General features: G+C 33.1%; 10 protein-coding genes. 8 read left to right on the top strand and 2 right to left on the bottom strand.

The features are described from left to right. Positions 1–7: 7 nt before the first annotated feature. Genes pglZ through HHO41_RS13350 form a run of 3 tightly spaced genes read left to right on the top strand, consistent with a single transcriptional unit; the run spans position 8 to position 5922 of the window. Positions 8–1951 (top strand): BREX-3 system phosphatase PglZ, encoded by a 1944-nt coding sequence (gene pglZ / locus HHO41_RS13360; protein WP_169099399.1) that lies wholly within the window; start codon positions 8–10, stop codon positions 1949–1951. Between the two features lie 11 nt (positions 1952–1962). Then, positions 1963–2670, top strand: a complete 708-nt coding sequence (locus HHO41_RS13355) for a hypothetical protein (RefSeq protein WP_169099397.1) — start codon at positions 1963–1965, stop codon at positions 2668–2670. Between the two features lie 45 nt (positions 2671–2715). Then, entirely contained in the window at positions 2716–5922 is a 3207-nt protein-coding gene (locus HHO41_RS13350; RefSeq protein WP_169099395.1) for a DEAD/DEAH box helicase, read from the top strand. Positions 5923–6235: 313 nt separating this feature from the next. Here HHO41_RS13350 and HHO41_RS13345 read toward each other — a convergent pair whose 3' ends face one another. Then, entirely contained in the window at positions 6236–6688 is a 453-nt protein-coding gene (locus HHO41_RS13345) for an EVE domain-containing protein (RefSeq protein WP_169099392.1), read from the bottom strand. A 662-nt stretch (positions 6689–7350) separates the two neighbouring features. Between HHO41_RS13345 and HHO41_RS13340 the strand changes: the two genes are divergently transcribed. From HHO41_RS13340 to HHO41_RS13320, 5 genes are all read left to right on the top strand, one after another. Further along, the gene (locus tag HHO41_RS13340) at positions 7351–9966 is read left to right on the top strand and encodes an N-6 DNA methylase (RefSeq protein ID WP_169099390.1); all 2616 of its coding nucleotides are present in this window, start codon (positions 7351–7353) and stop codon (positions 9964–9966) included. Positions 9967–9970: 4 nt separating this feature from the next. Beyond that, positions 9971–10846: a response regulator transcription factor gene (locus HHO41_RS13335; RefSeq protein WP_169099388.1), complete on the top strand. Its 876-nt coding sequence runs from the start codon at positions 9971–9973 to the stop codon at positions 10844–10846. Positions 10847–11295: 449 nt separating this feature from the next. Continuing rightward, positions 11296–11574, top strand: a complete 279-nt coding sequence (locus HHO41_RS13330; protein WP_169099386.1) for a hypothetical protein — start codon at positions 11296–11298, stop codon at positions 11572–11574. Positions 11575–11609: 35 nt separating this feature from the next. Next, entirely contained in the window at positions 11610–11858 is a 249-nt protein-coding gene (locus HHO41_RS13325) for a hypothetical protein (RefSeq protein WP_169099384.1), read from the top strand. 526 nt (positions 11859–12384) lie between these two features. Further along, positions 12385–15198 (top strand): DEAD/DEAH box helicase, encoded by a 2814-nt coding sequence (locus HHO41_RS13320; protein ID WP_169099382.1) that lies wholly within the window; start codon positions 12385–12387, stop codon positions 15196–15198. 18 nt (positions 15199–15216) lie between these two features. On the opposite strand, the gene HHO41_RS13315 is transcribed toward HHO41_RS13320, so the two are convergent. After that, positions 15217–15612 (bottom strand): (deoxy)nucleoside triphosphate pyrophosphohydrolase, encoded by a 396-nt coding sequence (locus HHO41_RS13315; protein ID WP_169099380.1) that lies wholly within the window; start codon positions 15610–15612, stop codon positions 15217–15219. Between the last annotated feature and the right edge of the window lie 181 nt (positions 15613–15793).

Here is a 15793-nt window from a genome sequence, read left to right as displayed (position 1 = left end):
GATGAAATTGGCCAATTGGCGTGACCAAGTTTTGAAACAATTCATTGCAAATAACGCATTGTACCTTGTCCTTGATAATGACCAACTACTTTTAGATGAATTGATCCTTGGAAAATTGAAAGAGGATAATATTCAGGTTGTTAACTTTAACGAAAGTATCATATTTCGTTATGAATATGAACGCGATTACCGAACTAAAATCGAACAAGAAGAAATCTGTCTTCTTGTTAGAGCTGAAGGGACAGACTACAATGTTTTTCCTTATGATTTGATTCAATCAGGACAACGAACTCGCTTAGATGTTTCGATTATCTTTCCTAAATTCTCAACTCCTGTAATTAGACAGCTAGATAAAGAATTATTTGACGCCTTGTATGCCGCTCAGGAGCGATATCAGGGCTCTTCTTCTGATAATGAGACATTGGATTTTATATCGAAAAACATTTATAAATTACCATATGATGTGGTCCATAGTAGGGCCGAATTATGGAAATTGTTATTAACTATTCATTATGAATTAGACTCTATACCCATGGTTATAAGAAGCTTTGTTGTTAATAAACTTAGTCATAAGGCTGATTTAAGGCAACTTCCAATTCAAGATTTGGTCATGTCTGCGAACTTCTTCTACAAATATTTAGAAGATGAATGGAATAATTTCGTTAAACAAGTTGATCAATTATCACTACAACAAAACGGAGTTGCCGTAGAGGAATTTAAGGATTATTCAGTCCATTCTTTTACTAATCCACTAATTAGGAGTATACTAGATAATTTATTTTTGGAAGGGTTGGTAAAGCGTGTAAAAGGTTATCAGCTTGATAAATTTCCATCATGGATGCGTGTTGGGATTGAATCAGATAGTGAGAAAGAAAATAGCGAAAAATTAGAGTACCTATATTTTCAGCTAAAAGATGCTCAACTTTCGGAAAATAGGTATAAGGATTGGACAAAGGTTGCTCAAGCTTATGGGCAGTTAAAGGCTCTCTCATTATCAACAAGTTTGTATTTTCAAGAGGTTAAGGAAATAAGCAATCAGATTGATGAACATTTTGAAAGATGGATGCTTCATCAATATGGTTCATTGATATCATTACCTCATTTGCCGGTTCCCAAAATGGTTCACCAAATTCCTCATTATATTGCAAGCCAAAATGAGGAGAAGGTTGCTTTGTTGATAATGGATGGGATGAGTTTTGTCCAATGGGTTCAGATTCGTGAGTATCTTGCAAAGTACGGATTATCTTTTGAGGAAAAAGGCGTATTTGCCTGGGTACCTACGCTTACAGCCGTCTCTAGACAAGCGATCTTTTCGGGACTTAGACCATCTTATTTTGCTAATTCTATTTCAACGACAAACAAAGAAGCTTTGTTATGGAATACATTCTGGGAAGATAGAGGTGTCTCGCGAATAAATGTATCCTATCAAAGAGGTTTAGGACAAGAGTTTTATCACAGAGACAATATCTCGCCTTTAAAACAACCTAATATAAGGGTCTACGGAGCAGTCATTGATATAATTGATCAATTTTTGCATGGAGCAGTGCAAGGATCTAAAAGTGTATTTTCTGAACTAAATATATGGTTGGGAACGAATTACCTCGTGAAACTCATTCAGGATTTGCAAAATGAAGGCTTTAGTATATATTTAACCGCCGACCATGGAAATAGGGAAAGTGTAGGAATTGGAAGAATTAATGAAGGAGTTATTGCTGAAACAAAAGGTGAACGGGTACGGATGTATGATTCTATAGAATTGCGTGATTTGGCAACGGAAAAATTTGCTCAAACGATTAAATGGCATGATATTGGCTTGCCAGAGAAATTTCATGTACTATTAGCTAAGGGTAATGCTGCATTTGTGAATAAAGGGGAGACGATCATAAGTCATGGCAGTATTAGTATAGAGGAAGTTATTGTTCCTTTTATTAAAGTAATTTCTGAAACTTGAGGTAGATTATCATGGCAAAACCAATTGGATTTGATCAAAAGGTGTTACTTCATCACCTTGATTTCACGGCAAATGAAGCACGTAGGTTGGAACGAAAGGAAATGTACGAGGTTTTGGATAACTTCCTTCGGGCAGATATCAATGGTGCCAAATCACGTAAAAATGCTATTACAATGTTAATGAAAATATGGTATTTGGTAGAAGATGCCCACATTGTTATTCGTGACCGGGCTCTTGAGATGCTGCCGCTTTTAAAACGGGAAGAGAAGGTTTTGCTCCATTGGTGTATGACGATGTTAGCTTATCCTTTCTTTAAAGAATTCGTAAAGGAAATTGGACTGCAGTTTCGAATGCAGGATGTCGTTCCTAGTCAGATTTTAGGCAAGAAAATGAAAATTCTTTATGGAGAGCGCCGCCGCGTTGAGGTTGCCACAAGTGCAGTTTTGACGAGTATAAAGTCCTGGGGTATTACAGAACTTCAAAAAAATCGCGCGTATTCATTGTCACAAAAAATTGAAATCCATTCACAGGAATTGTTGCAGTTGATGGCGGAGGTACTGCTTACTATTAATACTTCGCATATACTTCCTATCGAACTAATGAATAGTAACGTCCTATTCTTTCCTTTTAATTACAACATCTCAGCTGGAGATTTAATGAAAAATAAGTTTGACGTAATAAAAAGCATTGATATGACAATGGTAGAATTAAAAGGCTAATTCCCTTATTCCTGTGAATAGGGGTTCTTTAATAGGGGGATTCCTATGTTTAAAATTGGTGATATCGTGAAAGGACCACAATATCCTGAAACGGTGGAAATAAAGAAATGTGAAGCAATCGATGATACTTTTTTTGTGATTGAGGCGATTGGGAGAAATTCTAATCAATTCTTTGAACTGTTAGTAGAAAAAGATGCATTTAATTCAATGGAACGATTAAATACGCCTGAAAGCGAAAAACAACAATTAAGTTCGCGGGATATCCATCATTACTTGCATTATAATGCAATGCAAAATGAAGCGATGTATGCTAAGACAAGAGCATTGGGTAATGCCAATGTTTTACCATTGCCACACCAAATTGAAGCAGTTTATGGACGAATGCTGCAAGTACCGCAGGTGCGATTTTTATTGGCGGATGATCCAGGGGCAGGAAAGACGATAATGTCTGGTATGCTTATTAAGGAACTAAAAGCAAGACATAGTGTGGAAAGAATATTGATATTGGTTCCACCGCTTGTTTTAAAGCAATGGCAGGAAGAATTGCTGGAAAAATTCCAAGAGCCCTTCCATATTATTAATCGGGCCGTTGTGAATGAATATGGTGGAAAAAATCCATTTATTTCAAACAATCAATGTTTGGCTTCCGTTTACTGGGGCGCTAAGGATGATGTAAAACAGCTAATCAACGAGTCTCAATTTGATTTAGTTATTGTTGACGAGGCCCACAAAATGGCGGCTTATACTCATGGAACAATCAAGAAAAAGACTACACGGACAAAGCTTTATCAATTGGGTGAAGTTATTTTTAGAAAAGCACCGAATTGTTTATTACTCACGGCGACGCCACACAAAGGTGATATGGAAAATTTCCGCCACCTAATGAGGCTTATTGATGAAGATATATTTTCAAGTACTGGAGTTAATGAAACCCTGAAGGAGAAAAGCAATCCATTTATCATAAGAAGATTAAAAGAGAACTTAGTGAATTTTGATGGCACACCGATTTTCCCGAAGCGGACGACAAAAACGATCCAATACCACTTAACAGATGAAGAACTTGATTTATATGATGCTGTTACCAACTATGTTAGGGATCATTTCAATCGAGCAATGAATAACGGCAATAATAGTATAGCATTTGCCATGATGTTATTACAACGCAGGCTTAGTTCCTCAATTGAAGCAATTCATTTGTCCTTGGAACGTCGTTATAAACGTTTAAAAAAGCTCCATCAACAAACCGAACAGGAACGGAATAAATATTTAAAAAAGCTTGAGAAATTAGATTTAACGGAGTACAACGAGGAGTCTAATGAGCATCAGGAGCATTTGGATAAAAGGCTCGAGCAGGCAATCGATATTATTGATACTGTAGAACTGGAGCTGGAATTAAAAGAACTTAAACGTTTGTTAGCAAAAACCACCCATCTGAAGAATTATACAATTGAGAGAAAATATCAGGAACTTGAAGAAATGCTATTTGGGATAGATGGGCTGCTTCATAAGGGAGAAAAGATATTAATCTTTACTGAAGCAGCCGATACATTAAATTATTTGGAACGGAAGTTATTAGAGCGGGTTCCCAAAGTGACAAAAATTGTCGGAAGTTTTTCAATGGATGAGCGAAGACGACAAGTTGAGTTGTTTCGAGATGAATGCCAAATTATGATTGCCACAGATGCCGGCGGCGAATCCATTAACCTGCAGTTTTGTAATCAAATGATCAATTATGATATTCCTTGGAACCCAAATAAGCTAGAACAGCGGATGGGACGTATCCACCGTATTGGTCAAAAAAATGAAGTCTTTATCTTTAATTTAGTGGCGCAAAATACCCGAGAAGGTCATGTAATGACACGCCTGCTTGAAAAAATGGAAAAAATGAAAGAGGACTTGGGCTCAGATCTTGTTTACAATTTTATCGGTGAAGTATTGGATGACCATTTTGATAGCTTGTCTTCTCTAATGCAGGAAGCGATTTTACATCGGGAGAAGTTAGATGATGTTGTTTCAAGAATGGACAAAGCCATTTCAGAAGAGAACTTAAAACTGTTAAAAGTACTGAAAGAAGAGCGGCTGGATGAGGAAACGATTGACGTACCGTCACTAAAGCGTGAACAAAGTGATATAACCATTAGGAAGATTCCATATCGTGTGCATGACTCCTTTGTGGATTATATTTTAAAAAAGCGAAATGTTCGTATTTTAGAATCAAATGAGGGCAAAGTGAAGCGAATAGAGCGTATTCCAAAATTCCTTCGTGAATCATTTCCACAGTTAAACTTGAGTAATTCAGAAACCTACAGGTTTACGGGATGCAAGGAATATGTTGAACCAGATATTCCATTGATACAAGAGGATCATCCAATTTATCAATTGGCTTTAGAAATGGCAAAAATAGATAGTGGAAAACATGCGCTTGGTCGTTATATGGTTTCATATGATGTACCCGAGCAGCTAAATATTGAAATATACAGTCTTTCCGTAAACGATGGAACCGGGAAGGAACTTCAAAATGCCCTCATTTATTTGGGAACTAGACAGGACGGCACGATTATTCAATTAGACCCATACTGGTTGTCGCTAGGCCAATTTGAGGATCCATTAACTGAACTTAATGTTCTGCAAGACTCCGAGATGATGAAGAAAGCATTGGCTGCTGCGATTAAGGTAAGGGATAATGTTCGTTCAAAGAGGGATGTTCAGTTAAATAAATTATCGAACTACTTAACAAAAGCCTTTATTAGCCAATATAATGATACACTGTCCAAATTAGAAAAATATCAGATGGAGAATTTTGATAACAAAAATTCAGCGCTAATCAACCAAATGAATGCGCAACTTATTGATATCGATGTTAAGAAGGAAGATCGTACAGCATTAATTGACCGTCAAAGAAACATTACCATGAAGCCTCCTAAGAGGATTATTCAATTGGAATTAATACCAACTGGAAGGTCCAATCGAGTTTTAGCAGCGGATTACCAACCACTCGTAGAGGATTACGAAAAGCAAAATGGTCGCCAAAATGTTAAAATGTTTGATAATTTGGCGTTGGTTGACTTTTATAGTGAAAGATTCACCGGCGAGGAAAGATATATTATTGTAACTAATGATAGCAGCTTTATATTCACAGAAGAACACTTAGAAGACCTGGGTGATATTTTGGAGAAGGTATATATATATGTAATACGGGATTGTCAAATAGTAGAGGAACGTGCAGTAAAAGATAAGGTGATTTTATTTTAATTATTAATAATGTTTATATTGAAGAGACAATCATTTACAACAAAATGATTGTCTTTAAATTTATAACCTTTTTTGGTTGACCACATGAACTTTTGTTGTTTTTCTTTATTTTAATTGGGTTTATTTCTATAGCATATGAATACTTAAACTGTAATTCTATGAATCATCTAGTTATAGTTGATTACAGATATTCAGAAAAATATAACCATTTTATTACAGGGGTAAACTCTCTGTCTAAACTTAAAAATTATATCTTTTCGAAGGTTGATTATCATGTAAAAAAAGATTAGTACTATACTAGGGTAAAAAACACTCAAACAGTAAAGTGTTTTTCTTTTATAGATTTCAAATTACCTTCTACCTTTGATAAGAGTAGTAAATAATCCTCCTCAACTAATGTCACAACTGATTTTTGTAGTGTAGTCCCCCATCTTTTTTTTCCCTTAGTCAATGTTAACTCACTAAGTAAATCCTTAATATAAATTTCTTTATCTTTAGTTAATTTAGTATGAATCCGATATGGTAAGTAGTAATGATAGTATTCATCATTAAACAAAATGTTATTTCTTGGGATTTTCACATTTTCTACAATCTCTAATATTGCGACTACAGTACTTTTCTTAGATAGGTACACAAGTACTTTATCGCCAGGTTGTAATTTATTAGCTGATTTTTTGTAAATATCTTTAATTGGCCATCCACCTAATTGATTATTAATTAACTTTTCCCAATTTTCTGGTGTTGTAATAAACATAAATCCTTCCAATAGGTTTTCCTCCTTCCATGTTTGTAATTATATTATATACAACATGTATTTGAAATCGTAATTGTCAAGACTCCTTTTTAGCGATTGTTATTATTAAATCCCATGAGGATTGTATTGTGGTTTGTAGATGTTAAATTTATTGGCAACTGTTGTCTATCGTGTACTTTGATGTGAAGCCTACGGTATTCATGAATTATGAGCAATATATTTTTTCACAAAATGAAAACAATTCATTTAACAAGTGGGGTTTTTTACTTTAACAAAATATTATCAATAATTTTGACTAAAAAGAAGGAGAAAAATGAGCTAGGTAAGGCTAGATATGGCGAAATTTGCTATTAATACTCATAAAAATAAGAATTTGCAACGTTACCAAAGGAGTTAGAGATGAACTTTTATTACCAATCTTTAATATCACAATTGAATGCTACAGTATATATGTTATAAAAAATACCTTTACTTATAGCATTCTTAAGCATGACTTATAGATTTACTCATTTTGAAAACTTGTTTACCAAAGGCGCAGGAATTAGTTAATTCTTCCTAGAATATATAATTGCAATGGATTTACAAACTTCACAATAAGCTATATTGAATTTTCACAATATATAAAGAGATTAATTAATAGTACTACCTAATTTATTGTAGGAAAGAAGGTACATATGATTGATAAAGAGTTTTACTTAAATTATTTTAAAAGAGATTTTAGTTATATTTTCGAAATTATAAGAGGAGATCCGTATTTAAGGTATAATCCTGAGGGAGTCAATTTTATACTTAAATTAATTTTTCTTAGGTTTAAAAGTACCGTTGGGAGAGACTACTCGATTCTATGGCAAAAAGTAGTACATTCTTATGAATCAGACAGAATAGAGCAGATAGAATACCTATTTGATGAGATAATGAGCTTTGCTAAAAACTCATATAAACGAGAATCTTATCGCAGATTAGGGATTGAAAAAATTACAACGTCACAGACAAGGTATACGATTGAAGAAGTAATTAGATTTTTAGATAGTTATGATGTTTTGAAGGAAGTTTATGAAAAAGATCTATTAGCTGAAGCTTTCTACGTTATTATGTTAAAGTTACTTTCTTTCAGAAAGGAGGATTATTATTTAACTGATGAAACTGTTTCAAGAATAATATCGGGTATTGTGCAAATTGAAGAAAATGATAAAGTCTTTGATCCCTTCATTGGTACAGGTGGACTATTATTTAATAGTATTGCTGATATTAAATATTATAATATGGACATCATTGGACAGGATATTAATCCAACCTTTCTGGATATTTGTAGCATGTTATTTAATTTAACAGGTATGAGTAATATAAGATTAATTTTAGGTGATTCAATATTTTCGGAAGAGAATACGGTAGAAAGATATAGAAGAAGATTTAATAAAGTAATTACACATATTCCTTATAACTTAAAACTAGCATATAGCTATAGTTCTGGTGCCTATGATAAGTATTTAATGGGTAAATCCTATAGAGAATATAATATAAGAGACTTTAAAAATATGAATTTTTTAATAGTAGCTAATATTATTCAGCTATTGAGTGAAGATGGAAAAGCTTATATTGTTGTTCCAAATAGTGTGTTGTTTTCTGGAGGTAAAGATAAAGAAAGTCGCAAAAGTATAATCCATAATGATTTGATTGAAGCTGTTATCGAGTTTTCAGATTATAAACCTTTTAACGGAGCAATAAAACCTACTGTTATTGTTCTAAATAAAAAAAAGGAACCTTATAAGAAAGATAAAATCCATTTAGTGAATGTTCAAGATAATAATATAGAAAGAGTAATAAAGACTTATAAAAATTACGTTGAAACTGATAATAGCAGGATAGTTTCAATAGAGACTATCGTTAGCAGAGACTACAATTTGAACTTTTCGCATTATGATCCTGTATATGCTGAAGCAAAATTAATGTTAGGTCAAGGAACAGGAGTTTTGTTAAAAGATATTGTGAGTGTTATCAAACCGATTAAAAGAGGAAGGGATAGAGCAACTCTTTCAGAAGGAAAACCATATATTAAACAAAGTAATCTAAAAAGAGACTCGGATGAAGTGTATTTGGATTTTAAAAATAATGATGATTTCGATTATTTAGAATGCCGTGACTTTAATAAAATAATAGATCAAAAGGCTATAATTGTGTCATTGCAAGGGAAAGACTTAAAGCCTACTATATTTGATCCAGATAAATCTGAAATTAAAAGTATTGTTTTGTCAAATGGTTGCCTAGCTCTCATACCTGTATCTAAATCAGGAGAGCCTATCAATATCGATTATTTATATTATCAATTATATAATCCGAGAATTATAAGACAGATAGATGGCTACAAAAGAGGTACCTCTGTTAAAAGAATTACATATAATGACTTTTTAAATGTAATCATTTCTAAGCCAGAATATGAAAAACAACTTCAATATATTAGAGATCAAGAAGAACCATTAAAAGAATTAGAGAAATATAAAAAAATGTATGAAGAGTTGTCGTACGATTTAGAAGTTAAAAAAGTAAAAGCTGAAAATAGGATTGTAAATATGCTAATCCATAATGTGGGAAAGCATATTTCTGTAATTGGCCATGATGTTCAGCGTATTGCTAAAGTGTTACAACAACATAATTTAACAAGTTTTATATATGATAAGGATGAAATTGAAAGGCATAATTCATCAGTACAAGTAAGAAACGGATTATTAGGAAAGAGAGATTTAGTATCTGTTCAAGAAATTTACGAACGTACCAAAGAGAGACTAGATTTAATTGAAAAGACCTTTACTGATACTCAAAAAACGGTGAATCTAAATTTAGAATCTGATGATTTTGTAAAGGTGAATGTTAAAGAACTTATTTTGAGTATAAAGAGAGATCGAGCATTATATCAACCGATAAATTATGATTTTATTGTTGAAGGAGATGACGCATATTTCAATATAAATATACAGAGCTTTAAAGAAATGATCCATATTTTAATAAATAATGCTGAAGAGCATGCGTTTACTGACATGAAAAATTGTTTTCTTAAATTTAGTATTAAGAAATTAAAGGATAGAGTGATTATTCAATACTTAAACAATGGTAATAAATTCAGTATGACAAAAGAAGATTTTATTCTGGCAGGAAGAATGAGTAAAGATAGCAATGGAAGTGGATTAGGTGGCGCATATTTAAATCGAGTTGTAATCTCGCATAATGGAAGTTTTGAAATTGTTGGTGTTAATTCTGGTGCAAAATTTTTATTTACTTTTATAAATAAGGAGTGAAACCATGGCTATTAATGTATTATTAGTAGATGATGATACTGAATATGCTCAATCATTGAGAGAATATGGAGCTCAAGAAAATATCGATATTTTACATGTTCAAACTTTAGTTGAAATGCAAGAATTTTTACCTAAAGTTGCAAGCGGAGTATCTGCTGTAATTTTGGACATTAAGGGTATGATAACTCCAGAAGATGAATTTGATGATGAAGGATTTCTCGCACGTGCTATTACGTATTTAGATAAGGAATATTATACTAAGCCAAGAGTAATTTTAACGGGTGATGTTGAAGGATTTAAATACGTACAAAAGTATAGAAAGGGAGAACAGGTATATAGAAAAGGTAATTCCTCAGAAAAGGAAATGTTTACTCATATTAAAGAGATACACAAGAAAATAGACGAGATAGTAATAATGAAAGAATATGAAAGTATTTTTGAGATTTTTGAAAGAAATCTACTAGATATTTCAAGAAGAGAAGAGCTAATTCAAATTATTAAAAATATAGATTCTAAGGATAATACCACAATAAAAAATTCACTGGGGAGAATTAGAGATATTCAAGAGGATATTGTAAAGAAAATAAATTCCGTAAATAAAATAATTTTGCCTGATAACCAGGCATTAAATGATAGAAGGGAGATTTCATTCAGAAAATCTCATAGGCACCTTAAAAATAGCGCAGCAAGTGTAGGATATGAATTTCCTAAGTTTATCAATGAACCCATACTCGCTACATATTCAGTTAGTTGTGATTACGGAGTTCATACAGCAAATTCTGCGAATAGTGGTAACATAAAGCCGACTTCATATACAGTCAAGGCTGCATTGTACTCTCTATTGGACTTTATGTTATGGTTTAAAAATGTAGTTCTTTGAATTGTATAATGCTGATATTAGCTATAGTAGTAAAGGAGAATATATTAAGCTTTTATTAAAGGTCCTTTATAAAATCAAAAAACATGGTTAAATCAGACCTATTGGAATTGTAAAAAGCCTTCAAAGAAATGATAGGGTTGTGGTCACTGATTCAATTCATTATCCCCTTTGGGTGACATATGCAAGAAGAGGTTTTTCTAAACCTTCTCAATTATGTATTTTATCCCATTATTAAAATTAGAAAACTGGTCAACCCTTTGGACACAACTTGGTCACGGGATAAAACATTTTATATTTTATTAGATAAAACTAAATGATTTATGACTTGATAAAAAGTGAATTAAATCAACAAATTGTATTAAGCGTCGATTAAAAGAGCATAGAAGGAATTATAAATTTAGCATCTTGAAGTAATTTTTTCTCAGGATTGTGTTAAGACAGAAAAACTCTTGAATGATTTTTATAAAAATAAAGAAATAGAGAGTGAAAAATGCGATTTAAATGATACTGAAATACTTAACATAAAAAGTATTGACTTGCCAAAGGATATTTTGGCATCTTTACATTCAAATTTGGATTATGAAATGCTTAAATCAAATAATTTATTTTTTATGCAGCAGTTGTTAGAGGAGTCCGTTAAAGCAATTGAGATGAATGGGATTGTAAGTTATTTTCTAAAGAATGACGTGGTTGCCAATGAAACCGAAGCATACGTATTAAAAAAATGATTTTTGAACCGGATATTATAGGATTAGAGATTACAATGGAATATATAGATCGTCTGGAACAAGATCTGTTTCTGGCTGCATATTGGGAACAATCTGGATTTAAAAAATCTGGATTGAGCTTTGAAGAACTTCTTGATAATAAATTGGTGTGCTTAGCCTTACTACCTAATGAACCTAAAGAGGAGTATTTAAAAGATAAGCTAATATCAATTAGAAAAGCACTAGAAAAAGGAATGGATGACGAAGCGATAATATATATATTAAATCTTGAAATTGAACAATAATAAGACCTAAAAAGACTAATTAGTTAATTTAAAATTATTAATGGCAACAAATAATGTACATTCTTGCTCTTTTTTTAAATGTACATTTTTGTTAATCAAACATTTTTATTTTCCCCCAACCTATCTAAGGACGGGGGGGATGGTTGATAAAAGGGTATAACTCTCATTTGAATTTCTAAATCTTCCTTTTCCTTCTTTTAGAAAACTATCTCACACTTAATTTCATTTATTACCTCTGCTGTATTTTTCCATCTACACCATTCATTGAAATCATAAAGATCTTCTTCGTAAAAGTTATTACTTATGCCTTTGATGATGAATTGCGAGTAAGCCGGGTTAAAAAATGTAAGATAACGTTGGAAAGCCCCTAGCCTTATGTCTGGCTTTGGGTATTTTAATATCATCATTCAGCATTAGAACAATACCGGTACGAGAAAAATATTAATCAGCAAATGATCTTCCTAACCCCTTGTTATTATAGTAAAATTTTAACATAACATCTTTTTACACAGTCAGGGGTTCTACGATGGAATCGATTGAAAAAAAGCTTATCGTTAATTCTGATAGCGGAAATCTATTAACAGAGTTAGTTAGATCAATGAATGAATGTAAACGCTTCTACTTTAGTGTGGCTTTTATTAACTTCAGCGGTCTTCAACTGCTGCTGGATCCATTAAAGGAAGCAAAGGAAAAAGGGGTAACTGGTAAAATTATTACCTCTACCTATCTTAATTTTACCGATGCCAAAGCTTTGGAGAAAATAAAAGAGTTCGGTAATGTTGATTTGAAGGTTTTTGTAACGGATAAAGAGATTGGTTTTCATACGAAGGCTTATATATTTGAGTATGAGGCTTGTTATAAGGTTATCATTGGTTCCTCGAACATTACTCAAAGTGCTTTGAAAAGTAACATAGAGTGGAATGTGGAGATTATCTCCAAGGAAGATGCGAATTTTATTAAGGACGTCTTGAGAGAATACGATAACCTGTGGAATGTGAGTGTTGAAGCCGATGAGGACTTCATTACAAGATACGAAAATTTCTTGAAAAGTATTAAAAATACTCAATCTGCTCAACGGCTTATCTATGAAAATGTGGAATATATTGTTCAAAATCGAATGCAAAGGAGAGCAACGGAAAATTTAGATCGACTTCGTAATTTCGGTGAGAAAAAGGCTCTGGTTATCGCGGCGACGGGTACTGGGAAAACATATATGTCTGCTTTTGATGTTAAAAGCTACAAACCGAAGCGGCTTCTATTCATTGTTCACCGTGAGGAAATTTTAAGAAAAGCCAAGGAAACATTTGAAAAGCTGCTCCCGAATGAAAAAATTACTTTTGGCTTATTGACGGGGAATTACAAGCATAAGGATGCAGATTACATCTTTGCTACAATCCAAACTGTTTCAAAGTATTACCATGAATTTGGAAGAGATGAATTTGATTACTTGATCATTGATGAGGCCCATCATGTGACCAGTCCAACCTACCAGGATGTATTAAATTATTTCGAGCCACAGTTTACACTTGGAATGACGGCTACTCCTGAACGGAGTGATGGTTATAATGTGTTTGATCTTTTTGATAATAATGTCGCTTTAGAGGTTCGATTGCATGAAGCATTAGAGGACGAGCTTGTCATTCCGTTCCATTATTTTGGAATAACTGATATTGAAGGCATTGATTTGAGTGATGTCTCTATTGATGATATTGCAGAAATTACCAAGCGCTTAAAGGTGAATGAGCGGGTTGATTTTATTATTGAAAAAATGAATTTCTATAGTCATGATGGTGAAAAGCTCAAATGCCTTGGGTTCTGTGCAAGTATTGAGCATGCTCAGTATATGGCGGCGGAGTTTAATCGTAGAGGCTATAATAGTACATGCTTACATGGTGGAGACTCAGCAGATGTGCGTGAGAGAACGATTAACCGCTTAGAGAATGATGAGGATGAACTAGAATTTATTTTTACTGTGGATATATTTAATGAAGGTGTCGATATTCCTTCTATTAATAGTGTGTTGATGTTAAGACCAACTAATTCTCCGATTGTGTTTATCCAGCAGCTGGGTCGTGGTCTAAGGAAGCATGGAAGTAAAAGCTTCTTGACCGTTCTTGATTTTATCGGGAATCATAATAAAACCTTCTTAATTGCATTGGCCCTAAATGGTAGCCGTTATTATGATAAAGAAAGCTTAAAGGTAGCCATTGCTACTGGTTTTGCTAACATTCCTGGTTGCACTCATATTCAAATGGATAAGATCTCACAGGAACGAATCTTAATGCAAATCGATCAAGAAAACTTCAATTCGATGAAGTACCTGAAGGAAGAGTACTTTGAGTTTAAAAAGCTTAATCAGGGGCGAATTCCTTATTTGTTAATGGATTATATGAAATATGATGGAGCACCAGACCCTGTTAAGTTTATTGACCGAGAGAAAACGTATCTTCAGTTTGTTGCCAAGGTTGAGAAGGATGAGGGGTTAAAAGAGCTGCTTTTGAATGACCATTTTGAAGGGGCATTAAAGGAATTATCGAGCAAACTGCCGCTTAAGCGGATTTATGAATTTGTAATTTCTCGACATCTCTTAGATTATGAAGAAATTAGTCTTGAAACAGCAAAAACAGAGATTTTGAAAGTGATAAAAGATGTGGATCATGATAGCGTATTACATGCTTTTGAGTGTTGGAACCAAAACTTTTATGACAGTGGTCAGCTTAAAAGTCAGCTGAAGCTATTTTCTTTGACCGAAAATAAGCTTATTAAGAGTCCAATCTTTAAAAGCCTACTTGGAAACCCTGAGTATAAGAAATATATTGAAGATATTCTTCATTACGGAATTTTTAGATACGAGAAGGAATTTCGGAATGAGTATTATGGAGTCCCTCACTTCAAGCTATATGAGCAATACAAAATGGCTGATGCAGCATTACTGTCTAATTTTAGAAAAAGCCATAGCTCCTTTAGGGGATCAGGTTTGCTTACGAATGGCAAAGATTATTTTCTTTATATCGATTTGCACAAAGAGGCGGATGTTGAGGAGAAACTGAATTACAAGGATGAAATTGTAGACACACGTCATTTTCAATGGCAAACACCACATACAACTTCACAACATACCAATTCTGGTCAAAACATCATTTACAATAAGAGTAGGGGAATTAATCTTCATTTATTTGTGAGAAAGTATAAGCAAATAGATGGGAAAAATGAACCATTCATTTATATTGGAAAAGGTAATACCATCGATTTCGAAGGGAATAAGCCTATAACCGTACAACTTGAGTTAGAAAATGAATTACCAGTCAAGCTCTTTACTGAGTTCACTAAAAAAGTATAGTCTTCTCCGCGGAGAAGACTATTTTTCATGAACTAATAATTCAACAGCTGGAATATCAGCGGGGGCCCAAACTAAAGAGAACAGATTTTCTCTTTTAAGCCAAATTAATTTGGAATGTTCTGTTGGTGTTGGCGTTCCACCAGTGATGCTGCATTTAATTGCAATCAAGTTAATAATAAAGGTTTCATACTCATGTGTAATATCATTATGTAATTCCTTCGTTTCAATCTCGCAATGTAACTCTTCCGTAATTTCTCTTTTTAAAGCAGTGAAGATATCTTCATTTGGCTCTACTTTCCCACCTGGAAATTCCCACATATTTGGTATTGCCATTTGCGGTGATCTAAGGGCGCAAAGAATTTCGTTTTGATCATTTTCGATAATGGCTGCTACGACTTTTACTGTTTTTTTCAAAAATATCACCTACTGTTAGTTACTATTCCTAATCATAACATGTATTTTTTAAAAGAATAAATTTTTATTCGACTTCTATTATTGCTAAAACAGATAAGTGGTAAAACTCGCTTTATTTTTTGGGACAAATTTAAAGATAGTACATATGATAAATATTATACAATCCAATAGGGATTTTTCT

It is taken from the genome of Bacillus sp. DNRA2, from assembly GCF_012843265.1.
Classification (GTDB): Bacteria; Bacillota; Bacilli; order Bacillales; family Cytobacillaceae; genus Bacillus_BU.
Note: the sequence above shows the minus strand (reverse complement) of the source record. Positions and strands in the feature narration are given on the sequence as shown.